Consider the following 25,567-nt stretch of genomic DNA (forward strand, 5'->3'; position numbering starts at 1 on the left):
AGGCTGAGGTCCAGGGTTCGAATCCCTGTCGTGGCACCACTATGCGAATAGGCCCCGCGGCCGAGGCTGCGGGGCCTATTTGTTTTTCCGCCGACTGGAGCCTAGCGTTCCGGGTACGGCTTCGGTCTCAGCGGCGCCAGCAATTTCGCAAACAAGCCTACCGGTCCGCGATCGCTTCTCTGCGTGGAGGAACCAACCTTTCGCAGCGCCTTAAACGGCGCCGCGTCGTCATCTGCCCGATATCCACAGATGGCCTTGCCGAGATCGAGCGCCACGTCGTGAACGAAGTCGGTGCTGGAGTCCTCGCCGCCGTCCTGCCGCTGTTCCTCGAATGCGGCCTCTCGAATGCCGGCAAGCGCTGGCGGCGGCGCGCCAGTGACATCAAGCCTGAACTTGGAGCCAGTGTTGTCGTGGAACACCCGCCAGAGCTCGACACCATCCCGCGCGGCGGTCAACGAACTCGTCATCTCGACCTTGTCCTCGAACTGGCAAGCGAGCGCGAGGCCGAAGCGGGAGAGCTCAAGGACTCTCTGCTGATCCGCCCAATCTAATTTTTCACAAAAGATCATCAGCCACTGATCAGGAAACTCCCGGCAGGAGAATTGTGCGGAACGAGTCCCCGGAACAACCTCGTCGTCGCCTTCCATCAGCTCCAGATGACCTAGGACGTCTGCTTTGGCCGCACCCTGCACTGCCACCCAGGAAGCCATCCAGCCCATCTTCACCACCCCCATGCTCACTGAACAGTCTGTGAGATGGTATGAAGAACAAAAACGGAACAATCAAGGCAGACCTAGGACTCATCATCTGCTACTCGGGAGGTGTAGACGCCATATACAGAGGGTAGGAAGCCAGCGAGTACGCCCACGTCGCGCGGGAGAGTGTGATCGACACGATAGTTCGATAGGGGTTGGTAGTACGCTTGCCTCTGTCGTTTTGTGAGATCCGCGAAGCGTCCGACTCCTTCAAGGCAGGACGAGGGATGGCGGTGGCTTGGCCGAAGCGCTATTCACCCGGGTGGAATTGTTCGGCGAAGGATCCGCCTCGCATGGAATTCGCGGTGTTCTTGGCGGGCCGGCTCTTGGCGCGGGGCGATCTGGCGACCGCAGCAAGGGCGGCTTACGAGGGCCCAGCCGGAGCGCTCGTTGTCATCGACGGTTCGACCGGCCGTAGTGTCGACTTGGACCTCCGCGGCTCGGTGCCCGATGTCCTGGCGCGTTTGCGTTCAACCCCGGCGCCAAAGGCCAGCCGCGGCCGGCCGAAGCTCGGCGTCGTCGCCCGCGAAGTCACCCTCCTGCCCCGCCACTGGGACTGGCTGGCAATCCAGCCCAGCGGGGCGTCGGCGGCCCTGCGCCGGCTGGTCGACCAGGCGCGGCGGGCGACCGATGACGCCGGCGCGGTGCGCGAGGCACAGGAGGTGACCTATCGCGTGATGACCACTCTCGCCGGCGACCTGCCCGGCTATGAAGAGGCGACGCGCGCCCTCTTCGCTTCCGATCGCGCGAGGTTTGAAGGACTTATTGCGGCCTGGCCCCAGGATGTCGGCGCCTATGTCGGCGAACTCAGCGAGAGGGTTTGGCCCCCTTCGCCGTGACCTGATCCTCGAGCGCGTGCTCAGCCTCGTGGGTCTGAACCGCGAGCGCCCTTGCGGCGTCGCAAGCGACGATTTGCGCCCCGCGCGTGGCGTAGCCGATCTCGAGATCAGCCTGGATTGGGACCGCCGGCAGCCGGTAGAGCGCGCACGCCGCTTGAGCGGCCTGCGGCATCTGGATTCGCGGCGCAGCCGGCAAGCGCGGCGTCTGCGAGGCACAGGCCGTCATCAGCATTGCGCAACCGAGCAGCGCGGGCGGGATCAAGCGGCGCATTCGCGTCCTCCGATTTCAAAGCTTCAGGCATCAGTTGGGCGACCACACCATTGGCGGCGTCGCGTTGGCGGACCACGACCTCGACCCGCTGGGCGCTCTGCTGCGCGCCCTGGGCCTCCAGGCCCGCGACAGCCGCCTTGGCCAGCGCCGCCTCGGTCTTCGGCCGTTCCTTGAGCGCATCGTCATGGCGGCCTTTCCAATAGAGGCCGCCGGCCGCCGAAAGCACGGTCGCGATCGCCACGAGGATCAGGATGAGCCGCGGGGTCATTCGGGCAGCCCCAGGCCATAGCCGCCAGCGCGGCGGGTCAGCACCTGCCGGCGCAGCCGCGGGTCGAAGCTGATGTGCGCCCAGGTCCCCTCTTCGATCAGCTGGTCGAAGGCGATGTCGGCCTCCGAGAGCGTCCGGCAGATCGCCAGAGGATCGCCGAAGCCGTAGCAGTTGAAGTCCACGGCGTGGCCGGTCAGGTGCGCCGAGGTCGCCGCCCCGCCGACCGCGCGGTTCAGCGCCCGGCAGCGGTAGCCGCTGGAGACGCTGATCACCCGGCCGCCCAGCAGCCGGCGGACCTCCTCCATCCGCGCCGCGGTGGTCCGCAGCGTCGCCACCACCTCAGGCGGCGGAGTGTTATCGAACTCGCGATGCTGCGTGCAGGCGAGCTCCTCCAGCGCAAAGTGCGCCGTGAGCTGAGTAGCCATGTCCGTTGTCCTGTTTGTGTGTCGGCGCGCCTTAGGGCGCGGTGCTGCGCGCGGCGTGGGCCAGCTTGGCCCAGTCGGTGACCGTCGCGCCCGCCAGGTAGAGCGTCGCCGTGACCACGTTGGCGCCGATCAACGCCAGGCCGAGCCATCGGAGCGCCGCGGCGTCGTCCAGCCGCCAGACGATGCCGCCGATCCCGGCGCAGTTCAGCACCGTCACGGCATAGGTGTAGATTCGCCGCCAGAGCCAGCGGATCTCAACGGGCGGAGCCATCGGCGACCTCCATCACAGCGGCGGGTTGTACATCTCTCTCCAGGCGCGCCACGCGGCCCTGGTCCGCGGCCCAGACCTGGGCCAACGCCCAGGCGAGCAGCGAGAGGGCGATCGCCCAGAAGCGGTTCTTCAGGCCCTCGACCGCCTTCAGGGTGCCGGCGGCCGAGGCTCTGATTTCGCCAAGGCGCTCCTCGCAGCGGGATTCGTGATCCACGAGGCGCTGTTCGAGGGCAGCTAGGCGCTCCCTTTCACCAGCTTGGGGTGTGGGACGGGTCATCCGAGCGGAATCCCGCCCCAGCCCTTGGAGCCCAGCCCAATACCTGCTGACGCGTTGACGTTCGTATTTTGACCCGTTGTCTGCGTGCTCGATGTCCCGTTCGTCGCCTGCCCGGTGAACAGCCCGATCGGCAGCCCGCTCAGCATCGCCACGATCTGGGCGGTGCTCGTCTCCGGGGCCTGCAGTTGCTGCTGAGTGATGTTTCGCAGGTCGTCGCCGGTCGCGAGCTGGGAGGCGATGTTAGCGCGCTGGTTGGCGTCGTAGGCTGTCGACGCATCGACGATCCCCTGCGCCGAGGCCAGCCGTTGCGCCTGTTGTTGTTGCTGAAGTTGGGCTTGGGACGTGGCGCCGCCGAGGGCCTGAGCGAAGCCCTGCGATCGCAGCGCGCCCAGCGACGTGGCCCGGGCGCGCGCAAGTTCGCCCTCTGTCGCCGATTGCGTCAGGGCCGCGCCAGACCCCCCGAAGGCGCCGGAACCAGCGAGGTCGAGAGCCTGCTGCGCGCGCACCTTCCCATCGCTGGCGTCGAGGTCCGCCGACGTCGCGTTGACCACCCCGTTCAGGTACGGGTCCATGAACTGGCCGATGTTGGCCGAAATGCTCGGCGCCTGCCGGTTCGCTACGCCGCGATACAGATCCAGCGCCCCGTCGAAATTCCACGGCGATCCGGACAGCACGCCGGCGTTGGCGCCCGCCGCCGTCTGCAGCGGATTGACGGGTGCGACCTGCGACTGCGGGTCCTGCCCCACCAGGCCGCCGACCCGTCCCGCCACGCTCTGCGTCAGGTTCGAGGCCCAATCTGGCACGACGGGCATTGTCGTGGAGTTGATCTGGGTGTTGGACGTCCCGCTCGAATTCGACTTCGAGCCCCCGATCTTCAAGCTCATCTAGAGATCCTTTGCGATGATCCGCGCCAGCGGCGCATAGCCCTTGGTCCGAAGTGTCCGCGCCCAGCCGTCGCGGCCGATCACCAGCGCGCGACGACAGCCGCTCTCACGGCCCCAGGCTTCCGCCAGCGGCAGGAGGCCGTCCTCCAGCTCGTCCCGCGCGCCGCCGGCGAGCCAGATCAGCAGGCGCCGCTCCGCGGGATCCTGCTCAACGGCGGCCACCAGGGCGCTCGCCGCGCCCGGCCAGAACCGCGCCTCGCCGCGATCGACCGCGGCCTTCACGTCTTCAAGCGAATGCGTCCGTCCGGCATGGGCCAAGGCCGCATCGAGCCAGGGCGCGCAGCGCGCCCAGTCGGTGTCGAGGCTCAATGGCGCCCGGCCGGCGTCGCATCGAACACCGGCTGGCCGATCCGGCAGGCGGTCGGCGCGCTGGAGCCGGCGAAGATCACCTTGAACAAGCGCCCCGAAATCAGGACGTCCGACTTGGCGTCGCCGGGCGCCATAGCCGGCGCCGCGACCACCTGCTCGGCGTCCTGTGGATGCCGGCGCCCCGAGACGCTCACTGTCACCGGGCCCTGCTGATCCTTGAAATCCGGCCAGATCTCCCGGACCAACAGGCAGGTCTCCGGATCGAGATAGCTGTCCGCTGTCTCGATGAACCAGGCGAACGGCTGGCCGTCGGCCGAGTGACCCTTCTCGTGGTGATAGACGCGACCCTCATAGGTCACGCCCAGGGGATAGAGCGAGGGCCCCGCGTCGACGAAGGCCGTGCGGGCCATCACCCCCCGATGCCAGGCGCCGGCGTCCGCGCCCGAGAGCGCCAGGGCCAGGTAGCGGCTGTTTTCATAGCCGTCGCGGCTGTCCGGATAGTCGAAGCGGATCTCCGAGAATTCGCCGTTGGACGAGGCGGTGATCTTGTCGCCCTGGCTCGCCGCCAACTGATCGGCGAAAGCCTGGCGGATGGGACATGGGATCGGCTCGGGCTGGCCGCCGACGCCATAGCTGTAGAACTGCCGGTCCGGGCTCGCCCAGAACGCCGTCTGGCCCACGACCACCGCCGCATTCGGCCCGATCAGGCCGCAGTTGCGCCCCACCCGGTCGAACCGCCAGGGCTCGTTCAACGACCCCACGAAGGTCCCCAGGAAGAGCGCATCGCTCGTCCATACGAGCATATAGGGCCCGCACATCCGCCCGGCCACGATCCGGCCGCCGCCGGTCAGCACATATTCCCGCGCCGTCGAGCCGGTCGCGAGCGTGCTCCACTCGGTGTTGTCTCGGATCGAGGAGTGGCGGATGCAGAGCGGGTTGAAGGTCCCGGAGACCTCCTCGTTGCAGCCCAGCGCGAAGACTTGGTAGCCGCCGTTCAGCGGCGCCACCAGCATGTGCGTCACATTGGCCGGCGCATTGGCCAGCGCCGCTGCGGGCGCGGCTGTGTTGTTGCTCCAGGCGAAGATCGTCTGGTTGCGCGGGCTCGCCAACAGGTTCTGTCCCCACGCGCCGAACGACCAGGTGAGTGGGAAATAGTCGGTGGTCGAGGGCTGGCCGAAGGCGCCCACCCCGTAGGCGCCCGTGCCGTAGCCGGCGCTCCCCGCCCCGTCGATCGCGCCCACGGTGAACCCGGACGCCGGCGTGATGTCGAACAAGGCCCCGCCCTGCCAGAGCTGCAGTTTCGAATGCGTCCCGAAGGCGACGTTCAGCACCGCGGCATTGTCCGTCCAGGGAAAGGCCGAGCGACAGACGCCGATAAGCGCCTCGGCCATCAGGCTCTCCCAACCCCCGATCGTCTGCGCCCGCCCCAACCGGAACCGCACATTGGACCCATCGGCCCACCGCCCGGCGCCGGCAAAGCTCGTGTCATCGCCGTTCAACCCCGGCGGAAGGTCGAGAGGAATTCGCATGTTCGTCTCGCTTGACTGGAAGAGATCGTGCGATTGACCGTGGTGGTCGATGATGGACGATGCCCACGGCGAGCACGGAGCCGCCGCGGACGCTTAGCAACCAGTCTCAAGGTCGTTGACGGCGCCAGTTGCGGCTTCCACCAGATCGTTTGAGTGCTAAGCATTGATCGGAAGGGTTGTGAGCGTCGCTGCAATCGAGCGATATTTCCCAATGGACGACAGCAGCCTCGGTCAAACCTCCTCCGACCTCCTGGAGGCAATTCGACTTCATAGAGCGGGCGATCTTGACCGCGCTGCCGCGGGTTACCGCGCAGTTCTAGCAACTGGTGAAGATGCTACGGCACTGTGCAATCTGGGCTCGATTCAGCGGGTTAGAGGTGCTGTCGGTGAAGCTGAAGACCTACTGCTGCGCGCCGTCGAGCTTCAGCCAGAGCGGTCGCCGGCGCGGCTGAATCTTGCGAATCTATTGTTTCAAATGTGCCGCCTGGATGAGGCGGGAGAAGCCTACGCAGAGGTCATTAGGCTCGACCCGACCAATCGGCAGGCGAAGCGCGATCTTGGAAACGTCTACCTGGCACTGGGGCGGGACATCGAGGGTTGGGCTCTCTATGACGAACGCCCGGAGCGGATGAACTCGCAGGGAAGAAATCTAAGTTTCCCCGAGTGGCGCGGTGAATCACTTGCCGGAAAACGGCTCATTGTGCTGGCCGAGCAAGGCTTCGGAGACCTGATCTTCGCCGGGCGCTACCTGTGGTCTCTAGGAGCGGCTCACGTCACCTTCGCCTGCCGCCCTGAGCTTTGCCGCCTGTTCTCACAGTTGCCAATCGAGGTCGTTCCCTGGCGGGAAGGTATTTCGATCAAAACGTATGACTACTGGGCGTTACCGCTGTCGCTGCCACGATGGGCTCCGCCCGTGATCGCGCCGTATTTTTCCGGCTCGCCGCGCGGCGCCGGCCGCATAGGCGTCGCGTGGCGCGGCAATCCCCTCCCCGATCCTGGCAGATCTCTTCCTGAAGCCCTCGGTACGCGCTTGCTCGCCATTCCTGGTGCCATCAGTTTGCTTCCTGAAGACAGTGGCGCACGGGACTTTCAGGACACCGCGGACCTAGTTGCCGGGCTCGATGCCGTGATCTCGGTCGACACCGCTATCGCCCATCTGGCTGGGTCAATGGGGAAACGGGCGATTGTTCTCCTTCAACACAACTCCGCCGATTGGCGGTGGCGAGAGCGATCACCATGGTACCCGCGCGTGACCGTCGTCCGGCAGCCGGGCGCAGGAGACTGGGCACCCTCAATTCGCAAAGCGACTGATTTGGTGCTCTAGCGCGGCCGGATAAGCCAGATCACCAAGCGGCCCGCGCCACCCGGGCCGGACATGTTACCGCCTTCTCACACCCGAGCCGCCGCCCCAGCTGCCACCCGAACTAGTCGGTGTACCGTTGCTGCCATCCGAGCCAACGCCGCCCAAAAGGCCCGGGCCTAGGTCGGAGAAGCCCGCTCCGCCACCACCCCCGCCCTCGCCGCCGAGGGGTGCCCCGCCAGCGCCGCCATGATCTCCGGGAGATCCTTGGACGCTTGGCCCACCGCCTGATCCGCCCACGCGATTTATGTCGCCACCGGAAGCCGTACCACCGATACCACCGACGGTTCCGACATTCGCGGCGCCGCCCTTGGCGGTTATGACAACGCCAGTTGGAAGAGTAACGATCGTATCGCCGCCGCTGTTACCGTTCGTCGTAGTTACGTTCCCTGCCCCAGGCGCACCAACAGAATAGGAAATCGCTTGGCCCGGGGTCAGTCGCACGCGCTTGAAAAATGCGCCGCCGCCCCCACCGCCAGCGCTTACACCGCCAGATGATCCCCCGGAGCCTCCAGCGCCAAACCCAAAGATCAAGGCCTGACAAGGTGTTGTCGCTATGATCGAACCTGATCCGGTGGTTGCATCTGTGGTTCCGACAACACCTACCGTTGCATCTCGACGAGACTTCCTTGCCGCAAGTGACTGCCCAACGAGCCCTCGGAGTGGTTGACCGGCCACTAGTAGTCGGCCCATTCGGCGTTGAACGTCACCGCCCCTGTCACACCGACAGCCGCATACAGAATCTCGTTCGGCGTCAGGATTAGTGGATTGTCGTCCGAAAAACCGAAGTCCGTCACGGGTGCCGCCGTAGTCTGCGCCATCGCATAGGCGGCCATGAGCGCGCTCACGATGAAAAACTTGCTCGTCCCGGCGTCTCTCGAGCGAAAGAGCTGGAGTTGTGTCGCGGTGACGGTCGCGAGGGGGATGGCTCCGATACGCGTCACCCTCGATCCGTTGGGGCCCGCCGTCACCAGAGCCACCGTGTTGCTCGGCGAGGTCGTGTAGGTTGTGTTCGCCGTGGTGCAGGCTGCGTTCCCTGACTTCGGCGTCTGCGGTGTGATGATGGAATTGGCTGTGCCGGGCATGGATGCTCCTTAGAGGACGACGGCGAGCGCCACGGCCCGCCCAAGGAAGGCTGCGTTGTCGGTGAGATCGGCGGTGGAGAGGTTCGCCCAGCTCGCCATTGTCCCGTTGGTCTTGATGACCTTGCCGGCGTTGCCGAGCTGGGCCGGCAGGTTCCCGGCGTTGGCCGTGAAGGCCAGCTGATCGACGTACTGCTTGACGCTCAGGCCGCTATAGCCGGGCGTCTTTACGTTCGACCCGTCGCAATAGACAGGCAGGATGTCGCCGGCTTGGAGCGTGACGCTCGACCCCGCGCCCGTGGTGACGGTCAAGTCGGCGGCGCAGGCGTTCCACAGCAGGTAGGCCTTGCTCACCGAAGGGATCGTCACCGTGAACGGGCCCGACCCGGTGAACTTGATCATCGCCGCGCGCGCCTCGTCGTCGCCGGCATTGGCCGTGGAGAGCGCGGCGTCTGCGGTCAGCGCCTTGGCCAGCCAGCCGGCCACCGCATAGTCGGCGTGGCCCAACGCGGCGTTCAACTTGTCGCCCCACAGGTTGATGTTCTCGCCGGTGAACTGCAGCTCCAACCGCAGCGACGGGGACCAGGACGAGGGCATCAGACGATCACCGCGCCGGTGTCCTGCCGGATCCAGTGGGCCCCGTTGGAGTGGGCCAGGATGTTCAGGTCGCTGACCAGCGCCACGCATTGCGGATAGGACGCGGCCGGCGGCAATTTCGCTTGAACCGCCGCGAACACGGGCTTGGGCTCCTCCGGCGTCTGCAGCTCCCGGATCGCGTTGTGGATCGAGGTCAGGACGGCGTGGAAGGCGGCCGGGATTCCCGGGCCGATGGGCGTCAGCATGGTCAGAAGCCTCCTGTGATGTCGAAGGGAGCGCCGGCGCGCGGCGGGATTTCGGTGACGAGCGTCCGCGCCGCGCGGACGCGGGCGTCCTTCGTGTTGATCTCGGCGATCGACCGCTCGAGCCGCGCCTCGTAGGCGCCGGCGAGTTCCGCGTCGCGCAGGAACGGTCCCGCCTCGCAGAGCGTCGCGAACAGATAGGCGTCGGGATAGTCGGCGAGCAAGCCGTTGGTCGGCGCCGCGTCGGACAGTGCGAACTTCGCGAGCATCCGCAGCACGAGGTCGTAGGCTTGGTCGCAGGGCCGGTCGAACGCCAGGCTGGCCCCATCGATCGACCAGCTGCAGGGCTCGCCGCGCAGACTGGAGGCGCCCAGCAGGCTGGGTTCTATGAACCGTAGCGCCCGCCGCTCGCCACCGATCACGATCCAGAGCGCCAGCGGCTCGGCGAACCCGTTCGGTAGCGGAATCGACCGCGCGCCGGTTGTCGCCGAAAGCGCGGCCTCCGTCTCCGCGAGCCTGGCCCGCAGCACCCGGTTCAGCCGGACCTCGGCGAGCGTGATGAATTCGGGAATGCGCTGGGTCAGGTCGCCGCGCACCAGCCAGTTGGCCGCGGCCGCCTGCAGCTCGGCATAGGTCGTGATCGCCATCGGCGGCCTCGAAGCGGGAAAGGGGGAAAGGGTCCTGGGCGGCTGTCGCCAGCCGCCCAGGAGGTTCAGCGGGAGGGAGCCGCTAGTGGTTGGCCAGCCGGCAGGCGAGCTGCGGGCGGATGGTCTTGAAGCCGTAGAGAACGTCGAGACGGCAGGGGAATTTGTCGGAGTTGATGTCGTACTGGCGCACGATCCGCATCGACACCCCGTCGAAGGCCTCGCGGGCGGCGAAGTCGACGCCCCGCGGCATCACCATGTCGGCGCTGGCGAACGCGAACGCCCCCTTCTGATAGGCCATGGAGATTCCGTAGTTGGTCGAGGCCGTGCCCGCGAAGGTCACCACCGCCGCGCTCGCCGGCGAGCCCGAGACGTTCTGAGCCGCGCCCGTCGTCACGATCGCCGGGCTGATCGGGAAGGAGGTGGTGCTCGCGCCCGACCCGACCGTGAACTGCTGCAGGATGCCCGTGGACTGCTTGGTTTCCGGGTGCACCCGGAAGACGCCGGCGACGGTGAAGACATCCCCCTGCGCCGGAATGCCCGTGCCGGTGTTCACCGTCAGGGTCGCCCCGGTCTGCGAGGCGCCGTTGACCTGATAGCCCGCCGCGGCGCTGCGCGGATGCGACGGCCACAGCGTGTTCTCCATGAAGTCGAACCCGGCGGTCCGGCCCATGAAGCCTTCGCGGTTCTGCTTGCTGATCGTGGTCTGGTCGTTGAACAGGCCCTTCAGCGCGTCCACCAGGTCGACGTTGTCCTGGGTGTTCAGGTTACAGGTCCGCCCGTTCAGCGGCGCCAGGTTGTCCACCAGGATCTTGCGGCCCTGCAGCACCTTGGTGAAGCTCGCCGCCTGGCCTTGGTTGTCCACCTGGTTGAACACGTCGCGGTACATGGTCATGGCGTCCGCCTCGATGTTGGCGGCCAGCACGCTCATGGCGGGCTCCAGGATGCGCTCGGAGAAGTCGTCGAGCGCCAGCGTCAGGTCGACCGAGGTGAAGTTCAGGTCGACGCCCTTCTGGGTCTGCACCTTCAGGTCCACCGACGTCTCCGTGGTGTCCTGCGCAGCCAGCGTCGAGCCGGTCCGCACGGTGTATTGGTTGGGCAGGCGCACCTTCAGGGTGTCGCCTACCTTGGCGCCCTGGCGGGCGAAGCTGTCGTCGTATTCGCGCGTGATCGAGCCCACGAAGTTGAGCTTCTGGTGCAGCACGCGCAGGGCCTCCCGCGTTACCGCGGTCGGCGTCAGGATGGCGTTGGCCATGGTCTGTCCTTTCAAGGGAATGGGTTTGCGCCGCGCCGAGCACCCCGAGGCGCGAACTCGCGCGTGCTTGGGGCTCTTCGGGGCGGCAGGGTGTTGTCCGGCGGGTCCGTCGGTGCTCGGCCTGCTCGCCGGCCGGCTGCAGGGCGGAGTGGCGGCCGTGTTGAAGGGGTGGATCGAGTCTCCGGGGGCAGCGCCTTGACCGCGGCTTGATCGTGAACAAATATAGAACCTGAGCGGTCGAGCTTGTATCGGCGCTCGGGGGCCAGGTCGGACGACGACGCGAGCAGGTGGGGAAATCGATGCGGCGCTATCTGATTCCGGCTTTGGTTTTCGTGGCTGCCGTGGCCGCGGTCGCCGGTCCTGGCCTCGTGGGCATGGGCGATGCGGTGGGGCTTTCAGGTGTCTTCCTTGGCGTGGGCCTCTATGTGCTCGGCGCGATCTGGTGGGCTGTCGCCGGGGCGTCGGATCACCGGACGCCGGGCTGGAGGCTGCTGCTCATCTGGATGCCCGCGATCCCGGCGATCGTCGCAGCGGGGTTCGCCTTGGCGGCTGAGAATGACGGTGAGGCGCTGGGACTGCTGATGGTGATCCTGCTGCTCCCCTTGGGCCTGGTCTGCCTCGTCTGCATGTTCCTGAGCGCAATGGTCTTCCTCACCGGCGCCAGGGACCCCAGCCGGTCTCAATAAGGTGCGGTTCGAAGCAGCGGCGACAAGTCGAAAGGCTGTGGAGCCGTCCGCTGGGCGTGGAGGTGGTAGCGGTAGCCGGGGGTTCCGGTGTCGCCGACACGCCGCCCGAAGCGATCCTCGATGACGTCCGCGGCGAAGCTGTTGGAGTTCGTGCCCAGGGGCGCATAGGCGTCCCCTCCGCGGTTGACGTCAGCGGCATAGGCCCGCGCGCCGGCGGCCGCCTCTTGCGCAGGGATGCCGGGAAGGAAGCCGTGGAATATCTCGCGCTGGCCCTTGCCATAGTCCTTGCTCAGGGCAGCCGGAAAGACGCCGGCCGTGACGCGATTGCTCCCGTCGAGCAGGCCGCCTGCGAACTCGGCGCCCTCCAATGAGGGGCCGCCGCGCGCGATCAGCTGTTCTCGCCCGTCATCGTACTGGACGAACATGTGCTGCGGTCCACGGATTGGAGCGTCCTCAGGCCAAAAGCTGAATACCGGTTTGGCCTGGACCGAGACCTCCGTGCCCGTCGGCCGCCTCGGGGCCGTCGCCAAGGCGGCCCAGTCGCTCAGTCTCATCAGTGGGCCTGCCGGAAGCGGCCCGGCCGCCGGCGCCAAGTCCTCCCCCGGCCCATCCAGAAAGACCGCCATCAGCGACCTTTCCGCAGCTGCGCGTTACGGCGATTCATCCACTCCTTGGTGGCGAGTTCGTCGCGCACCGCGCCGCCGCCGGGCGCGGAACCGCTGACCAGCACCGCCGGCCTCACGGCCTGGGCCTTGGCCGCGGCGCTGGCCGCGCCCTCTGCCTGGCTCGTCTGATCGGCCTGATAGGCCTTGTGCAGCACCTTCCAGAGGCGCGGATCGGCCATCTGGGTCAGCTCCTCGTGAGTCACGCCGAACGCCTTGGCGTACTCCACCAGCTTGGCCGCCACCTCCGGCGACCAACCCTCGATCTCCTGCTGCAGCGCTCGGCCGGTCTCGGCCATCTTGGCCGCCGCCTCACGAGCCGCCTGCATCTGGTTTCGTTCGGCGTGATGCGCCGCCGCCTGGGCAAGCCCGCCCCGCGCCTGGGCCATCTCGTGGAACCGGCCCCAAAGCGCCTGCGCGGCTCTCGGATCCTGAGCGGCGAAGCCCTGCCAGTCGACGCCGCCGAGCTGCGTCAGCTGATGATCCAAGGCCGCGAGCTGCAATCGGATTCCGCTCGCGTCATCCGCGGCCTGCGCCTCCGCCGCCACGGCCTGCCGCTCGGCGATCAACGCGCGCCGATGCTGCGCCAGCTCCTGCGTCTTGCGAGTGTAGTCCGCCTGCCGCAGGAACGCGCCTTTCAGCTCCGATGGGATTTCGTAGACCTGTCCCTCATGCTCGATCCGGCAGGCGTCGTCGCCGTCGTCCCCGTCCGTCGCCAGCTGAGAATCGTCGGCCGGAACGGCGCGCACGAGGTCGTCCGCGCCGGGCGCGTCGTTGTCTTGCATGGGCTTTCCTTTGGAATGGGGCGCGGAGCCCGCGGTTTGGTATTGCTTGGCGCCAGAGGCGCGTCGTCGCCGCTCGGCCTAGCGCTGCATCGCCTTCAGCCGGTTGGTCTCGGCCTCGAAGGCGTCGATCTCCAGCTTGCGGGCCTCGTGGCTGCGATCCTGCTGCAGGGCCGCGATCTGCGCCTTGGCCGCGGCCAGCGCTTGGGCGACTTGGGCCAGTTGCGCCTGCGCGGCCTGGCCTTCGGGCGAGGCGCCGCGCGCCTGCGGCGGCAGCATGGCCTGCAGGCGCTGGGCGACCTCGTCGGCGCCGGGCCAGTCGAGGTTCTTGGCGAGCAGGTCGCCGATCACCGGCGCCGAGGCGGGATAGGCCCGGATCAGCTCGAGCATCTGGTTCGCCGCCTCCTCCCGACGACTGGTGAAGCTGGGCCCCGAGCTTACCGTCAGGTCATATTTGCCCACGGTCAGGTCGTAGATCTTCTCGATCTCATGCGCCTGCCCCATCGGATCCGGCTGCGCCTGCGCCGGGCCTTGAGTGGGCGCTGGTTGGTTCACCGGCACGGCCCTCGCCTGCCCGTCCGGGCCGAGGATCCGCACCACCCGCGGCGTCGAATAGACCTTCGGGATCAGGTCCAGCAGGATCCGCCCGGCGTGCCGCATCGCCCGGTTCAGGTTGTCGACGTAGTGGAAGGTCGAGACATCACCCTCCCGCTGCCGCATCAGGATCGCCCGGCCGGAGGTCTCGTTCGACCGCGCCCCAAGGCTCGCGTCATAGAGGCCCATGATCGCCTTCATGTCGTCGCTGGCGCTCAGCGCCTCCTGCATCGCTCCGGCCGGCGGTCCGGCAAACCCCTGACGCATGGGCGGCTCGGGGCCGTCGTACTCGATGTAGGCGTGGGTCTGGATGTTGGCGGTCGCCCACTTGGCGCTATCGGTCTCGAAGGCGCCCTTGCGGCCGATGAACGGCGTCTTCGGCGCCAGCGCCACCAGCTCGGTCGAGGTGGTCCGCCAGTAGTTGAACATCCGCTGCGGATCCTTGGCGTCGCGCACCAGGCCGCGCAGCCGCCTGCGGCCATCCACGTGCAGCTCGTCGCCATAGACCGGCACGATCGGGATGAACTTCCCTGCCCACTCCACGGTCTCCAGCACCTCGGCGCCGGTCATGATCCGCTGGGTGACCTTATGGCTCGCCACGTCGCGCGGTCGGCCCACGACGCTGACGCCGAGCGCGTCGAACATCGTCTTCTGCTTCTCGTAGACCGCGAGCTCGACCACCTGGCCGTCGGAGAGCGCCACGATGGTCCGCTTCACCGCCTCGCGCCGCCAGTGCTCTGCCACCATCACCCGGTCGCCGTCGAGCCAGGGCCCGCTCAGCGAGGCATAGCTGTCCGCCGTCCAGTCCACGGCGTCCGCACCCTTCCAGCGCGCCTCGAAGGCGGCCTTGGGGAGGGTGTCGACCACGAAAGCCGAGTTCCAGTCCGACGAATCCGCCGCGGTCCCGTCGGGGTCGCCATAGATCGAGAACGGATTGGCCACCCGCTCCACGATCAGGTCCTGGTCGAAGCCGTCGTCGGTGGCGTAGCGAGTGTTGATCCGGAAGTAGCCGAACCCGCCGGTCACCGCGAAGTCCAGCGCGGTGTCGTAGGCCACCTCCGCGTCGCTCGACTGTTCGATGTGGCGGATCAGGCCGTTGAACACCTCGGCGGTCTCGGGGTCCGCGGCATCGTCCACCGGATGCACCACGATCGCCGGCTTGTTCTGCCGCGCATCGTTGACCACCTGGCGGATGAAGGCCGGCAGCCGGTTGATGGTCAGGCAAGGCCGCCCGTCCAGGTCCCGCTCGCGCTTGATCTGCGCCGGCCACTGTTCGCCGAGCCGGGCGAACCTCAGGTCGTCCAGCGCCTCGCGCCGGTTCTCGGCCTCGGCGTCCGCCGCCAGCTCGAACGCCTCGCGGGCCTCCCGGATGATCTCGTCGTCTGACAAGGCATGACCTCACGCAAATGGCGCCCGCGCGCGGGCGGGTGGAAGGCGGCCCGGATGGGCGCAACGGCTGAAGCGGGAAACGGATCTGCGCCTCACCGCCTCAGGCGGTGGGCGCACCAATCAACGCTGACAAAACTATCGCAAATTCGCGCGCGGTTGTCAAGAACAAAATAGGAACATTTCGTGCCTCCTCGCTGATCGCGACGGCGGCGTTCGGCTAAGCCAGCTCCAGATTGAACCCCAGTACGAAGCCGTTCCATTGCCCCGACCGATCCGTGGCCAGCACGTCCATCGACTGGCTGGCATAGGCGCCGGCCGTGGGCTTGACCTCGTCGGCGACGATGAACATCACCCCGCCGCCGGAGTCGTTGCTGCGCTTCATCTGGCGCCACCGCTCGGCGTAGGTCGCGCCGCTGTGCGGCGTGGTGTCCGGCCCCGGGTCGGCCGCCAGGAATCCGCTCATCACCAGGGCGTTGGCATGCGTCGTGGTGAGGCCGCCGGTGGCGATGGCGCCGGGATTGGCCCAGGCGGTGCTGTTGGCGTGGCCCATGGCGCCAACGGTCGCGACGCCGCCATAGCAGGTCATGAAGGCCTCCCCGCACTGCAGCACCGAGCCTGCGCCGGAGCCGCTCATGGTCCAGCTCCACCGCCAACCGCCCAGTGTCATCGTCCAGGCCGCGCCGCCCGTGACGGAGCCCTCGGCGGCGAACGCCGTCAGGTTGGCGACGCCGGTGCCGGAATTGTAGCTGTTGACCGTCGCCCAGAACCGGGTGCGCTGTTCGTTGACCGTCGGCGCATTGGCGTAGACCTCCACGACGTCGCCCGCGACGAAGCCTTTGCCGGCGCCGAACGTCTGGTTGAAGGCCGCGCCGCCGTTCGGCAGGCCGGAGATGGTCACCGAGGTGCTGGAGGTCGCCACCAGCGAGGTGTCGCGCTGCGCATAGCTCTCCGCCAGCCGCACGTCGGCGGCGTCGGCGACCTTGACCCCTACATTGAACGCCACCTGGTCCGAGGCCGGATAGACATTGCCGCCGGTGACCGACGTCCAGCCGTTCGGCTGGTTCGCGCCGGCCGCCGTCTTCAGCAGGTTCGGCAGGGCGATATTGTGGTTGAAGGTGCCGACGCGATCGTCCATCGCCGCGGCGAACACCAGCAGGTCTCCGGCGGTGATCCGGTGGCCGTCGGGCGCGAGGACCTGGGTGCTGACGTCGTCGAACCCCAGGGGCTGGCCCGCGGCGACCCACCTGAAATGCGGCGTGATCGGCTCGGCGGCCCCCGGTCCCCACGCCGCGTCCAACAGCCGGATGTTCTCCTGTCCGGTGAAGCCGTCGTGGGGCGAGATGAAGTCGCAGAACGGAGAGGTGTGGACCGCAAAGCCGCCGAACGGCGCGGCGCTCCCCAGGTTGCTCGTCATGCCCGCCGCGCCGCCCGCCAGCAGAATCTGCGGCCGCCGGCCTGTCGGGAAGCCGGTGAGGTCTTGCGCCTTGCCGCCCGCATAGAACTTTCGCCGCGTCGCGAGGCCGATCGCGCCGGAGCCGTCCGACACGCACTCGCCGGTCGCGATATAGATGTCGCTCAGCATCCCCCAGGCGCCGCCGCTCGGCGCCCAGGTCGAGCCGCCGAGCATCAGGCCGTTGGCGTTGTTCAGGTCGCAGAGACAGTTCGTGGGCAGCGAGGCGGCCGAGGCCACGCCCGCAGCCCGCAGGTCCACGAGGTCGGACGTGGACCCGTCGCCCCAATAGAGCGCCCAGTCGCCGGTCGCGCTGTCCCAGGTCAGCAGGTAGGTGTTCCAGGCGTCAGGGGTGAACCAGCCGCTGTGGGGCGCGGTGAACCCGAACTTGATGTCGTCGACGCCGGGCGTGACGCCGGCGCTGTTGTTGAAATTCCACTGCGCGACGCCGGTGTTCTCGAAGGCCAGGAGCACACCCGGCGCGACCCCGGCGGTGACCTCGCCCGCACTGGCCGGGTCCGACTGGAAAAGCACCTGGCCGGCCTGGCTCCCGGCGGTCACCACGCCGCTGTTCATGTCCCCCTTCAGCGAGAAGGCCCAGGTCATTTGCGTGGAATTCGTCACTCCGAGCTGACCCGCCTTGATGATCGTGTCGGCCATGAAGTTCGCACCGGGCGATGTCGAAGCGCTCGAGGCGGCCGAGACGACGATGGAGAAGGCCCCGAGGCTCGCCGTGCGGCTGTCCGCGTCTGTGACGGTGATGTTGAGACCACTGGTCGCGCCGAGCGTGGTCGGCGTCCCACTGATCGTCCCCGTCGAGGTGCTGAACGTCAGGCCGGCCGGAAGCGAGCCCGTCAGCGCATAGGTCTTCGTTCCACGGCCGCCGCCCGTCGCCGGCGTGAAGCTGTAGGCCGAATTCTGCGTGGCGCCGGGCGCGGTTCCGGTCAGGGTCAGGGCCGCCGACACGGTGATCGACAGGCTGGTCAGGTCGACGGTAACCGGGGTCGCGGCGGAGTCGACCACCCGCAGGGTGATGCCCGAACTGGTCCCGGTACCGGTCGGCGTGCCGCCGACGATCCCCGTGGCGGCGCTCAGGCTGAGGCCGCTCGGTAGAGTCCCAGCTTGCAGCGAAAAGGTGAAGGGCGCGGTCCCGCCTGTGCGCGCCGGCGCGAAGCTGTAGGCCGCGTTCTGTGTCGCGGGCCCCGGCGTCCCGCTGAGCGCCAGCGCTGTGGAGACCTTGCCACCGACCGCCGACAGATGTCCCGGCCCCCGCAGGCCGGCGTGGATGGCCACGTCAGATTCCCGCGCCGGTCGTAATGTAGAGGTCGGCCGAGCCGCTCAGCGTGACGGCGGCGACGTGGGTCACCGGCGCCGAGGGCGTGTTGATCACCGTCAGCACCTCCATGGCGCCTGCCGCGATCGGCTTGTCCGGGTTGCTGGCCGAGGCGGTGACCGTCGCGTCGGCCCCCTTCCGGATGAAGACCGGGACGGCGCCGGCGTTGAAGAACTCCAACTGCACGCTGCCCGTCGGCATCTTCAGCAACTTGGCCCGGTCCGATCCCGATGTGGTGGCCGTGATTTTTATCGTTGCGTCTTCCAGCCACGCGAAAGGGCTGCTGTCCATTCGGATCTCCGTGATGTGAGGTGGCCGGTCAGGCGTCGGCAAGCGTTCGAGGCGGCTATTTCAGCGCCGCGGCGACGGACGCTCCGAGCGCCGACAAGGTATTGCGGAGCGCGGCGACCTTGGCGTTTGCAGCTGCGGTCGCCGCCTGCGCCGCCGTCGCTTGTCCCTGCAGGGTCTTCACCTGCGTTCCGAAACTGGTGAGCTGAGCCCTGGCCGTGGCGAGCTGCACCGTCAGCGCCACGATCTGGACGTCCCGCGGATCGGGCGGCGGCGTCACGACCGGAGCGGCCTTGGCCTTCAGCCAGGCCTCCATGGCAGAGGTGTCGCCCACCGCCGCTGGGGCGATGGCCGCGTTCTGGCCGAGCACGAAATTGATCACCGCCAGCTCGGTCCCGTTGGCGGGGACATTGTTGACCGGGCTGGAGATGGTGTTGCCGCCGACCGTCACGTCCGACGATCCGCCGCGCGCGACGATGGCCGAGCCCATGTCGGCCCAGCCCTGTACGAAATTGCCGGAGATCGTCGCGCCCTTGGTCGAGGAGACCGAGATGCCGTTGAACATGGTCCCAGTCATCGCGTTGCCGGTGATCGTCAGGCTGGCTTGGCTTTCCGCGAACACCCCCTGGACCACGACGCCGTCACCGCGGCTGATGACGTTGTTGGAGACCACGTTGCCGACGGGCGAAGGATTGTTGGCCGTGCCCCAGAACTGGATGGCGTCATCGTGCACGCCGGCGGCCGGGTTGAAGTCGGTCAGCCGGTTGCCGTCGATCAGCGAGCCCCCAACACCGGCGAAGTCGAAGCCATCGGCCGTCAGGTGGGCGACGCTGTTGCCGGCCACCGTCAACCGCTGGGCGTCGATGAACAGGCCGGCGACGCCCAGGTGGTCGAGCTGGCTGTTGGTCAGGCTGGAGTCGGTCGTGTCGCGGAACTGTACGCCGTTGGAGCTGATCGCCGGGTCGCTCTGATGGACGTGCAGGCCGTCGAGGTTGATGCGCGAGGAGTTGGTCACATAGACCGAGCTCATCCAGCTGGCCGGCGACTGCACCACCTCGAAGCTCGAGAGATTGAGGCCCTGGCTGTTGCTGATCGTCACCTGGCCGAGCAGGACATTGGCGCCAGGCGCCGGCTTCACGGTCACGCCCGGGGCCGCCACGACGAGATTGCTCAGGTCGAGCGCGCCATAGACCCCGGCGGCCAGCAGGACGACGTCGCCGGGCTGATCGGCCTTCACCGCGGCATAGGCGGCGTCGGTCGACGAGACCGTCACGGTCCCAGCCGACGCCGGCGCGGCCAGCAGGAGGCACACGCCGTAGATCGCGTCGCGGAAGCGGTTCATGACATCTCCGGCCAGCTGCGAGGCGGGCGGTCGCGGCCAGGCGGCCGATCAGGCGTCGGTGGCTTCACCGTCCACGAGCGGCGCCGGCGTCGCGCCGGTCTCGATCTTCGACGAGCTGCTCCGGCTCATGGCGAAGACCGCGGCGACGACACCGCCGATGAAGCCGTTCAGCACGATGGCCTGTGCGAGCATGTTGAAGAGCTCACTGGGCTCCGCCCCCTTGGCGGGCGAGAGCGTCCACAGCAGCCAGAAGGCCATGGCGTAGAGCCCGGCGCCCAGCACCTGTGGCCACCCCGGCAACCACCAGCGTGCAACCGAGGTGGGGTCGACGCCAAGCGCCGGCGCGGGCTTCGGATCTCCGGGCATGGCAGGTCCTTTCGGTCGTCGGGGAAATCGCGCTCCACGCGCATCAACTTGACGGTCACGACTTGCGGTTACAGGATTCCGGCGATGGACCGATCAGTGGGTAAGATCACCAACGTCGAGGCGGGGCGCGGCATCGCAGCCCTACTGGTGGTGCTGTTCCACACCTCGAACTACTACTTCAGCACCCCGAAATACTGGACCGGAGACGCCTTTCACGGCCTCTTCCTGTTCGGCCATGCCGGGGTTGAGTTCTTCTTCGTGCTCTCCGGCTACATCATGTTGACGGTCCACCGGAAGGACGTCGGCAAACCCTCGAAAGTCCTGCCCTTCGCCCGCAAGCGGTTTCTGAGGATCTACCCGTTCTTCTGGGTGGTCCTGGCCGTCACCGTGGTGCTGATCTTCGCCATGCCGTCGCTGGGCCAAGCCGCCTGGCGCCAGCCCCTGGAAATCCTGCAATCCGCCCTCTTAGTCGGCAAGGAGCCGCTGGACGCCGTGGTGTTCGTCTCCTGGTCGATGTGGCACGAGATCGTCTTCTACGGCTTCTGCGCCTTGGTGATCGGCCTGCCGCGGGTCGGCATTCCGGCCTTCGTGATCTGGACGCTGATCTGCGCCGCCCAGCCCTTCCTTGGCTTCACCCCGCCCTGGCCGGACTATATGACCCGCTTCATCAACGTCCTGTTCGCCTTTGGTGTCGCCGGGGCGATGGCGCTGGAGCGGTGGCGCATCCCGGCCCCCAGGCTGGTGTTGGCGGCTGGCGCGGTCCTGTTCCTGGCGACAGGGCTGGCGCTGGACTATTCGACCTTCTTGCCGGAATGGACGTCGCGGCTGCTGTTCGGCGCCGGGGCGGTGCTGGCCCTGGTCGGCGGTGTCGAAGCCGAGCGATCTGGGCTGCTGACCGCGCCAAAGTGGCTCGTCGCTCTCGGTGCTGCGTCCTACGCGATCTACCTCACCCATATCCTGACGCTGACCTTCGTCGCCAAGCTCGCCGTGAAGTTGGGTCTGCCGCAAATCCTGCCTGCCCCAGTCGCCTTCGTGCTGCTGGCGCTATCCGCAACCCTCGGCGGCGTCGCGGTTCACAAGCTGTTGGAACTCCGGGTCAACAGGGCGGCGGCCGACCTGCTCAAGCAAAGGCCGAAGACGCCCGTGCTGGTCTAGCAGGTTCCTCCTCGGAACGTCATGCCTGTTGGTCGACCCACGGCGCTCTGGCATGTGTTGTTGAAATTGTAGTTGTGGACGTAGGTGCTCGACAGGTTCACGAAGGTCGGCCCGTCGAACACGTTGCCCGTCACAAGGATATTCTCCATGTAGGGCGCTTCCCATTCCCAGACCTTCGCGCCGCCGGCCTCGGCGAGGTGGTTGTTCACAATCGCCCAGTGCAATTGCGTGCCGTTGTTCGCGAGCCCTCGGCCCGCGTTATTTGACGCGGCAGAACTATCGTTGTTCGCGACGATCACATTGTACCGATCGAACTCCAGCTGGACTTGGTCGGAGTGGGAACAGCCAGCCCCAGCGCCCATACTTGCAGCAGTTTCGCTGGCCACGGCGACGCCGCCGCTAGGCCCGCTCACGGTGATCGAGGACGACGAGAGGACACTTCCGACCGTGTAAGGATAGGGGGGCGCGAGAGAGCAGAGCATCGGCACCGGGAAGGCTGAATTGACCTGCGTGCCGAAGGACCCCCCGACCACCAACAGGTTGGTGTTGAAGGTGAGTCCGGTCACGATATTCGATCCCGACACCGCGCTACCGGTGCCGGGGTATGGGCCCTGGTTGGTGATCGTGAGGCCGTAGACGAATGAGGCGTTGGACGCGATATCGACGCCAATGTGGTCGAAGGTGGCGTTGGCGACGAGCGGCACGATCTTGGAGTTGCAGCCGTTGCCGATGTTCCGGAACGTCCCGCCGAGGCACCACAAGCCGGCCGTCGCGTTGCCCACGCCCGCGTCGAGGTCGTTGAAGCCCAGACCCGTGAAGTCGACATTCTTGAAGATCAGCCGACTGCCGGTCGCGGTCGCGCCGGTGCCGAAGTTATCGTCCCCCTTGAAGCCCTGACTATTTATGATCGTGACGTGCTGATAGAGCGTATCGACGGCGCCAAGGTTGTTGAGATTGGCCTGTCCCTGCGTGGCGTCCAAGGTGACCGTTCCCGGTCCCGAACCGTCGCACGGCGCATCGGTCGTCGGCAGGACGTGCAGGTGGTAGTTGAAGTTGCCCATGCCGGGGCCTCCGCCACCGCCACCAGACGAGGTGACCGGATAGGTTCCGGTCCTCAGGCAGATGAACCACTCGTCGGTGTTCTGGTTGCCGAAGCCAGGAGCCACGGCCTTCTGGATCGTGCGGAACGGCGCCGAGGTCGAGCCCGTGCCCGTCGTGTCGTTGCCCGTGGTCGAGACGTAGATGATCTGCTGCGGAACGGCGTTGGAGTGGCTGCTGTAGAAGATGAACGACGGCGCGCCGTTGACCGCCATCAACTCCGAACTGATCATCTGCGATTGGTTGACGGTATAGGCTCCATCACCGCCGCCACCGCCCGCGTCGGCGGTGATGTAGGTGTTAGGCAAGATGCCCTTGCCCATGATCCCCATGCCGACCTTGAGGGTCTGCTTGCCCTGCCAGCCTGAGACGCTAAGCGCTTTTCCCGTGATCGAGCCCGAGTTGATATCGGCCATGATCCAGTCGCCCTGACCGATCAGGGGGTAGCCGGTGCACGGCACCGCTTTCCAACGCACCTCGTGCTTGCCGGTCGTCGGGAAGTCAGCTTCGCGGACGTTGATGTTGAAGTCGGTGATCCCAGTGTCCGGGTTCAGGGTTTCTGACGTGACGGGCGTGAAGCTCCCACCATCGACTGCGAAATCCACCTCGCAGATGTTGGACATCGCGCCGCCCGTGTATTCGGCGAAGGTCGGCGTGTGCTTGGCGTAGAGACCGAGATGGAAGCTCTCGCCGGTGCGGATGACCCGCAGAGGTTCCTGGTCGATCCGAGCGATGGCCTGATCACCATAGCCGTCGTCGCCTGAGTTGCCCGCTGGCGCCGGGGCTGCGATCAGCGTCCACCCGGCGCCGCCGGCGTTCGCACCGGGGAGCAAGTTGGGCGCCCCGGCGACCGCTTTGCCGCGGATATGCAGGCGAAACGGCGAGGCGTCAGCCGGGGCCGCGGCGACCAGCGCGATCAGGACCGCCAAGGCCAGGAAGGCGCGACGGATCAGCATGAGGTCGGGGTTCCGTAGTAGATGAACTGGTTGTGGCAGACGTTGGTCATCTGCGTGCCGGTGAAGGCGACGGGCCACATGCCGACTTCCATCAATTTACCGGTGAGCGGGTTGGAGCCCGAGCTGTTGCCCGACCCCAGGAACGGATTGGCGAGCTGGCCCGAGGTCCCCATGTTGAGGCTCGTGGTCTGCGTCGCATCGACTGCGATGGCCCCTGATGTGTTGTTCCCCACAATCTGAATGGCATGCCAGGCGCTGTCGGAGGCCGTGGCGGTGGCGGCGTTGCCGAAGTAGGCGCCGACCTTGTTGGCGACCGCGTCGTAGAAGACCGCCGTTCCGATGGCGAGAATGTCGTTCTCCGCGGTGAAGTTGCCGGTCCGGATGGCGACGAACGAGGTGGTCAGGCCGTCCGCCGTCGCGGAAATGACGCTCTCATAGTAGGCCGTGGCCGAGGTGAAGTCCGCGCAAGCCAGCGCGCCCAGGCACGAGAACGACAGCACCGCTCGGTTACTTGAAGTGTGGGCGGTGAACGTAAAGCCATTGCCGGTCTGATCGTAGAACACGTCAATCGAGCAGGTGGTGGCGTTGCACCATGTCGCGACGGCGGTTCCGTTTTCCCCGCCCGTCGAGCACGCCGTGGTGACCCCGAGATTGCCGCTCGTGTTCAGGAAGACGTCGCAGCTATGGCTGTCCGACGCACGGACCAGCGCAATCGCCTTGTGGGCGCCATCGGCCTGGGCGGCGCTGTAGGCCCGCAGACCGATCCATACCTTCGCAGCTGAGACGACATCGCCGGGCCCGGTGTAGGCGGCCCCGGCCGCAGGCTGACCGCCAACGCCGAGCGTCAGCAGCTGGGCGGCGGCTACGCCTGGCGCTAGAGCCAGAACCCCGGCTAGCAGCCGGCCGAGAAGCTTTCCCATCGGCCCCGGCCTACTTGGTCGCCAGCGTGATGAAGACGCCAACCGCAGCGTTCGTGTTGTCGGTCGACGTGCCCCCTCCGGTGATGCAATAGGCGATGCCAGTGGTGAACGCGGCCCCGAACGGCCCGAGGTTTATCAACGTGCCGGCTCCCGTCGCCGAGGCGGGAACGGGGATGGTCGCGACGAAGCCAGTCGCGGAGGAACAGGTGGGGGCCGCAGTCAGGTTATAGAGCCGCAGATAGTACAGCGTCGGCGTCGTGTTGATCGCCAGGCCGCCGCAAAGCGTGCCCGCGCTGGCCTTGACGAAGTTGGCGTTATTCGAGGCAGCCGACTGAATGCCGGTGAGCGTGCAGCCGCCCGTGGCCGCAGCCGACAGGCCGGCATCGACGTGGTTCGTGGTCCCCGGCGTGGTCTGGTCGACCTTTACCGCAAACGGGGTATTGTCCGAAGCGACCGTGACCCGCTGAGAGCCGGCGCCGGTGACGCCGTTGCCGGTCAGGACCGTGTTGGCGCCGATCTGGGCGACCGCCACGGCGTTCGTCGTCCCGACAGTCGTCTGGTCGATCTTCACCGGGCTCGGCGTGGTGGTGTCGATCGCCGCGCCTGCAATGGCCTTCAGGAGCGAGATCACCGACCCTGAGCCCGTCGTCCAGGCGCTATCGGCCTTGGCCCCCTGCGTCACGTCCCAGCCATCCGAGAACGCGCTGGCCGCTCCGGTGACGGCGCCGCCACCGCCGCCGGTGACCTGCAGGTGGCCGGTCGAGTCGAACTGCAGCGCGGCCTGCTGGCCGGTCGTGAGTGTGATCCCGCCGCTGGTGTAGACCCCGCCTGCGAGCAGGGAATTGGCCGCCGCCGTGCCCGGCGCCTTGGTCCCGGTGAGGTTGGTCTGGTTGGTCGCCGTGGCGATGGACGTCGTGTTGGTGGCGATGGTCGAGAGGCTGGTGTTGGCCGTGGTCTGGAGGGTCGAGGTGGCCGCCAGCGTTGGGAGCGAGATCGTGCCGGAGATGTTGGTGATGTTCCAAGTCCCGGCCTGTTTGGCGAGCGAACGCGCATAGCCGGCAAGATCGACGCTGATCTGGTTGGTGGTCGAGCCCTCCGTCAGCGACGGGTCCGATGCGTTGGCCTTGGTCGAGGCGCCGCTCGATCCGCCGACCACGGTCACGTCGAGCGCCCCGCTGTTGGTCATGTTCACCGCCGTCGGCGCACCCCCGGACACGCCTTCGATGACCTCCAAGGGATGTTCGACGACAGAGCCGACCGACTTCGTGGCGATGGTGATGTTGTCGGCATGCGCGGACGCGGACATCAGGACGCACGCCCCCAGGGCGGCGCCGGACAGGCGGTATCTCATGAGCGTTCTTTCGGTTTGAGGGCGGCGGCGCGCCATCGGCCGCGCTTCCTCCCTCACGGGCGGAAGCCGGTTGTTCGATGTCGCCAGGCTCGTGGGGACGCGGACCGGGGGTTCACCGCCTGACGGC

General features: G+C 67.3%; 27 protein-coding genes. 4 read left to right on the top strand and 23 right to left on the bottom strand.

Going from position 1 to position 25,567, the window contains the following annotated elements:
• Nucleotides 1-101: 101 nt before the first annotated feature.
• Nucleotides 102-728, bottom strand: a complete 627-nt coding sequence (locus tag ACESMY_RS12955) for a hypothetical protein (RefSeq protein ID WP_372785010.1) — start codon at nt 726-728, stop codon at nt 102-104.
• Nucleotides 729-1,048: 320 nt separating this feature from the next.
• Between ACESMY_RS12955 and ACESMY_RS12960 the strand changes: the two genes are divergently transcribed.
• A complete protein-coding gene (locus tag ACESMY_RS12960; protein ID WP_372785011.1) occupies nt 1,049-1,594 on the top strand; it encodes a DUF2239 family protein in 546 nt (181 codons plus the stop codon).
• Nucleotides 1,595-1,701: 107 nt separating this feature from the next.
• On the opposite strand, the gene ACESMY_RS12965 is transcribed toward ACESMY_RS12960, so the two are convergent.
• From ACESMY_RS12965 to ACESMY_RS12995, 7 genes are read right to left on the bottom strand one after another with little or no spacing between them, the layout of a single operon-like run.
• Entirely contained in the window at nt 1,702-2,133 is a 432-nt protein-coding gene (locus tag ACESMY_RS12965; RefSeq protein WP_372785012.1) for a hypothetical protein, read from the bottom strand.
• Nucleotides 2,130-2,558 (bottom strand): D-Ala-D-Ala carboxypeptidase family metallohydrolase, encoded by a 429-nt coding sequence (locus ACESMY_RS12970; protein WP_372785013.1) that lies wholly within the window; start codon nt 2,556-2,558, stop codon nt 2,130-2,132. Before ACESMY_RS12970 ends, ACESMY_RS12965 begins: the two co-directional genes overlap by 4 nt.
• A gap of 31 nt (nt 2,559-2,589) precedes the next feature.
• Nucleotides 2,590-2,829 carry a hypothetical protein gene (locus ACESMY_RS12975; protein WP_372785014.1) on the bottom strand — a complete coding sequence of 80 codons (240 nt, stop codon included), beginning with the start codon at nt 2,827-2,829 and terminating at the stop codon, nt 2,590-2,592.
• Nucleotides 2,813-3,043 (bottom strand): hypothetical protein, encoded by a 231-nt coding sequence (locus tag ACESMY_RS12980; RefSeq protein ID WP_372785015.1) that lies wholly within the window; start codon nt 3,041-3,043, stop codon nt 2,813-2,815. The genes ACESMY_RS12975 and ACESMY_RS12980 overlap by 17 nt, the downstream gene beginning before the upstream one ends.
• Before the next feature lie 59 nt (nt 3,044-3,102).
• The gene (locus tag ACESMY_RS12985; RefSeq protein WP_372785016.1) at nt 3,103-3,990 is read right to left on the bottom strand and encodes a hypothetical protein; all 888 of its coding nucleotides are present in this window, start codon (nt 3,988-3,990) and stop codon (nt 3,103-3,105) included.
• The gene (locus tag ACESMY_RS12990) at nt 3,991-4,359 is read right to left on the bottom strand and encodes a hypothetical protein (protein ID WP_372785017.1); all 369 of its coding nucleotides are present in this window, start codon (nt 4,357-4,359) and stop codon (nt 3,991-3,993) included.
• The gene (locus ACESMY_RS12995) at nt 4,356-5,750 is read right to left on the bottom strand and encodes a hypothetical protein (RefSeq protein ID WP_372785018.1); all 1,395 of its coding nucleotides are present in this window, start codon (nt 5,748-5,750) and stop codon (nt 4,356-4,358) included. The genes ACESMY_RS12990 and ACESMY_RS12995 overlap by 4 nt, the downstream gene beginning before the upstream one ends.
• A gap of 349 nt (nt 5,751-6,099) precedes the next feature.
• Between ACESMY_RS12995 and ACESMY_RS13000 the strand changes: the two genes are divergently transcribed.
• Nucleotides 6,100-7,212, top strand: coding sequence for a tetratricopeptide repeat protein (locus tag ACESMY_RS13000; protein ID WP_372785019.1), 1,113 nt, complete (start codon nt 6,100-6,102; stop codon nt 7,210-7,212).
• Nucleotides 7,213-7,925: 713 nt separating this feature from the next.
• Here ACESMY_RS13000 and ACESMY_RS13005 read toward each other — a convergent pair.
• The 5 genes from ACESMY_RS13005 to ACESMY_RS13025 all read right to left on the bottom strand — a co-directional run bounded on the left by ACESMY_RS13005 (nt 7,926) and on the right by ACESMY_RS13025 (nt 11,068).
• Complete coding sequence (locus tag ACESMY_RS13005; RefSeq protein ID WP_372785020.1) at nt 7,926-8,333, bottom strand: hypothetical protein; 408 nt, start codon at nt 8,331-8,333, stop codon at nt 7,926-7,928.
• A 9-nt stretch (nt 8,334-8,342) separates the two neighbouring features.
• The gene (locus ACESMY_RS13010; RefSeq protein ID WP_372785021.1) at nt 8,343-8,927 is read right to left on the bottom strand and encodes a hypothetical protein; all 585 of its coding nucleotides are present in this window, start codon (nt 8,925-8,927) and stop codon (nt 8,343-8,345) included.
• Entirely contained in the window at nt 8,927-9,172 is a 246-nt protein-coding gene (locus tag ACESMY_RS13015) for a hypothetical protein (RefSeq protein WP_372785022.1), read from the bottom strand. Before ACESMY_RS13015 ends, ACESMY_RS13010 begins: the two co-directional genes overlap by 1 nt.
• Nucleotides 9,173-9,174: 2 nt before the next feature.
• Nucleotides 9,175-9,816 carry a hypothetical protein gene (locus ACESMY_RS13020; RefSeq protein ID WP_372785023.1) on the bottom strand — a complete coding sequence of 214 codons (642 nt, stop codon included), beginning with the start codon at nt 9,814-9,816 and terminating at the stop codon, nt 9,175-9,177.
• Between the two features lie 82 nt (nt 9,817-9,898).
• Nucleotides 9,899-11,068, bottom strand: a complete 1,170-nt coding sequence (locus ACESMY_RS13025; RefSeq protein ID WP_372785024.1) for a P22 phage major capsid protein family protein — start codon at nt 11,066-11,068, stop codon at nt 9,899-9,901.
• A gap of 299 nt (nt 11,069-11,367) precedes the next feature.
• Here ACESMY_RS13025 and ACESMY_RS13030 point away from each other — a divergent pair, with 299 nt between their 5' ends.
• The gene (locus tag ACESMY_RS13030; RefSeq protein WP_372785025.1) at nt 11,368-11,754 is read left to right on the top strand and encodes a hypothetical protein; all 387 of its coding nucleotides are present in this window, start codon (nt 11,368-11,370) and stop codon (nt 11,752-11,754) included.
• On the opposite strand, the gene ACESMY_RS13035 is transcribed toward ACESMY_RS13030, so the two are convergent.
• The 7 genes from ACESMY_RS13035 to ACESMY_RS13065 form a co-directional block, all read right to left on the bottom strand.
• Nucleotides 11,748-12,179: a hypothetical protein gene (locus ACESMY_RS13035; protein WP_372785026.1), complete on the bottom strand. Its 432-nt coding sequence runs from the start codon at nt 12,177-12,179 to the stop codon at nt 11,748-11,750. The two genes, ACESMY_RS13030 and ACESMY_RS13035, sit on opposite strands and share 7 nt — an antisense overlap.
• Nucleotides 12,180-12,379: 200 nt before the next feature.
• Entirely contained in the window at nt 12,380-13,201 is an 822-nt protein-coding gene (locus ACESMY_RS13040) for a hypothetical protein (RefSeq protein WP_372785027.1), read from the bottom strand.
• A gap of 78 nt (nt 13,202-13,279) precedes the next feature.
• Nucleotides 13,280-15,181, bottom strand: a complete 1,902-nt coding sequence (locus ACESMY_RS13045) for a portal protein (protein WP_372785028.1) — start codon at nt 15,179-15,181, stop codon at nt 13,280-13,282.
• 217 nt (nt 15,182-15,398) lie between these two features.
• Nucleotides 15,399-17,924 carry an Ig domain-containing protein gene (locus tag ACESMY_RS13050; RefSeq protein ID WP_372785029.1) on the bottom strand — a complete coding sequence of 842 codons (2,526 nt, stop codon included), beginning with the start codon at nt 17,922-17,924 and terminating at the stop codon, nt 15,399-15,401.
• A 1-nt stretch (nt 17,925) separates the two neighbouring features.
• A complete protein-coding gene (locus ACESMY_RS13055; RefSeq protein WP_372785030.1) occupies nt 17,926-18,255 on the bottom strand; it encodes a hypothetical protein in 330 nt (109 codons plus the stop codon).
• A 55-nt stretch (nt 18,256-18,310) separates the two neighbouring features.
• Complete coding sequence (locus ACESMY_RS13060) at nt 18,311-19,594, bottom strand: right-handed parallel beta-helix repeat-containing protein (protein WP_372785031.1); 1,284 nt, start codon at nt 19,592-19,594, stop codon at nt 18,311-18,313.
• A 48-nt stretch (nt 19,595-19,642) separates the two neighbouring features.
• The gene (locus ACESMY_RS13065; protein WP_372785032.1) at nt 19,643-19,960 is read right to left on the bottom strand and encodes a hypothetical protein; all 318 of its coding nucleotides are present in this window, start codon (nt 19,958-19,960) and stop codon (nt 19,643-19,645) included.
• 84 nt (nt 19,961-20,044) lie between these two features.
• Between ACESMY_RS13065 and ACESMY_RS13070 the strand changes: the two genes are divergently transcribed.
• Nucleotides 20,045-21,115 carry an acyltransferase family protein gene (locus ACESMY_RS13070; protein ID WP_372785033.1) on the top strand — a complete coding sequence of 357 codons (1,071 nt, stop codon included), beginning with the start codon at nt 20,045-20,047 and terminating at the stop codon, nt 21,113-21,115.
• Here the strand turns inward: ACESMY_RS13070 and ACESMY_RS13075 are convergent.
• The 3 genes from ACESMY_RS13075 to ACESMY_RS13085 are packed head-to-tail and all read right to left on the bottom strand — an operon-like array spanning nt 21,112 to nt 25,440.
• Nucleotides 21,112-23,169 (bottom strand): hypothetical protein, encoded by a 2,058-nt coding sequence (locus ACESMY_RS13075; protein ID WP_372785034.1) that lies wholly within the window; start codon nt 23,167-23,169, stop codon nt 21,112-21,114. The two genes, ACESMY_RS13070 and ACESMY_RS13075, sit on opposite strands and share 4 nt — an antisense overlap.
• Entirely contained in the window at nt 23,163-24,089 is a 927-nt protein-coding gene (locus tag ACESMY_RS13080) for a hypothetical protein (protein ID WP_372785035.1), read from the bottom strand. Before ACESMY_RS13080 ends, ACESMY_RS13075 begins: the two co-directional genes overlap by 7 nt.
• Before the next feature lie 10 nt (nt 24,090-24,099).
• Entirely contained in the window at nt 24,100-25,440 is a 1,341-nt protein-coding gene (locus ACESMY_RS13085) for a hypothetical protein (RefSeq protein ID WP_372785036.1), read from the bottom strand.
• Nucleotides 25,441-25,567: the final 127 nt, after the last annotated feature.

The sequence above is a fragment of the Phenylobacterium sp. genome (assembly GCF_041691455.1).
Taxonomy (GTDB): domain Bacteria; phylum Pseudomonadota; class Alphaproteobacteria; order Caulobacterales; family Caulobacteraceae; genus Phenylobacterium.

Excerpts from the sequence above, each read along its gene's own strand:
- ACESMY_RS12975 (WP_372785014.1), bottom strand. The coding sequence starts at position 2,829 with ATGGCTCCGCCCGTTGAGATCCGCTGGCTCTGGCGGCGAATCTACACC.
- ACESMY_RS13030 (WP_372785025.1), top strand. The coding sequence starts at position 11,368 with ATGCGGCGCTATCTGATTCCGGCTTTGGTTTTCGTGGCTGCCGTGGCC.
- ACESMY_RS13025 (WP_372785024.1), bottom strand. The coding sequence starts at position 11,068 with ATGGCCAACGCCATCCTGACGCCGACCGCGGTAACGCGGGAGGCCCTG.
- ACESMY_RS13000 (WP_372785019.1), top strand. The coding sequence starts at position 6,100 with ATGGACGACAGCAGCCTCGGTCAAACCTCCTCCGACCTCCTGGAGGCA.
- ACESMY_RS12970 (WP_372785013.1), bottom strand. The coding sequence starts at position 2,558 with ATGGCTACTCAGCTCACGGCGCACTTTGCGCTGGAGGAGCTCGCCTGC.
- ACESMY_RS13010 (WP_372785021.1), bottom strand. The coding sequence starts at position 8,927 with ATGCCCTCGTCCTGGTCCCCGTCGCTGCGGTTGGAGCTGCAGTTCACC.
- ACESMY_RS13065 (WP_372785032.1), bottom strand. The coding sequence starts at position 19,960 with ATGCCCGGAGATCCGAAGCCCGCGCCGGCGCTTGGCGTCGACCCCACC.
- ACESMY_RS13040 (WP_372785027.1), bottom strand. The coding sequence starts at position 13,201 with ATGCAAGACAACGACGCGCCCGGCGCGGACGACCTCGTGCGCGCCGTT.
- ACESMY_RS12965 (WP_372785012.1), bottom strand. The coding sequence starts at position 2,133 with ATGACCCCGCGGCTCATCCTGATCCTCGTGGCGATCGCGACCGTGCTT.
- ACESMY_RS12985 (WP_372785016.1), bottom strand. The coding sequence starts at position 3,990 with ATGAGCTTGAAGATCGGGGGCTCGAAGTCGAATTCGAGCGGGACGTCC.
- ACESMY_RS13035 (WP_372785026.1), bottom strand. The coding sequence starts at position 12,179 with ATGTTCGTCCAGTACGATGACGGGCGAGAACAGCTGATCGCGCGCGGC.
- ACESMY_RS13020 (WP_372785023.1), bottom strand. The coding sequence starts at position 9,816 with ATGGCGATCACGACCTATGCCGAGCTGCAGGCGGCCGCGGCCAACTGG.
- ACESMY_RS13005 (WP_372785020.1), bottom strand. The coding sequence starts at position 8,333 with ATGCCCGGCACAGCCAATTCCATCATCACACCGCAGACGCCGAAGTCA.
- ACESMY_RS12960 (WP_372785011.1), top strand. The coding sequence starts at position 1,049 with ATGGAATTCGCGGTGTTCTTGGCGGGCCGGCTCTTGGCGCGGGGCGAT.
- ACESMY_RS13075 (WP_372785034.1), bottom strand. The coding sequence starts at position 23,169 with ATGCTGATCCGTCGCGCCTTCCTGGCCTTGGCGGTCCTGATCGCGCTG.
- ACESMY_RS13055 (WP_372785030.1), bottom strand. The coding sequence starts at position 18,255 with ATGGACAGCAGCCCTTTCGCGTGGCTGGAAGACGCAACGATAAAAATC.
- ACESMY_RS13070 (WP_372785033.1), top strand. The coding sequence starts at position 20,045 with ATGGACCGATCAGTGGGTAAGATCACCAACGTCGAGGCGGGGCGCGGC.
- ACESMY_RS12995 (WP_372785018.1), bottom strand. The coding sequence starts at position 5,750 with ATGGCCGAGGCGCTTATCGGCGTCTGTCGCTCGGCCTTTCCCTGGACG.
- ACESMY_RS13080 (WP_372785035.1), bottom strand. The coding sequence starts at position 24,089 with ATGGGAAAGCTTCTCGGCCGGCTGCTAGCCGGGGTTCTGGCTCTAGCG.
- ACESMY_RS13060 (WP_372785031.1), bottom strand. The coding sequence starts at position 19,594 with ATGAACCGCTTCCGCGACGCGATCTACGGCGTGTGCCTCCTGCTGGCC.
- ACESMY_RS13015 (WP_372785022.1), bottom strand. The coding sequence starts at position 9,172 with ATGCTGACGCCCATCGGCCCGGGAATCCCGGCCGCCTTCCACGCCGTC.
- ACESMY_RS13085 (WP_372785036.1), bottom strand. The coding sequence starts at position 25,440 with ATGAGATACCGCCTGTCCGGCGCCGCCCTGGGGGCGTGCGTCCTGATG.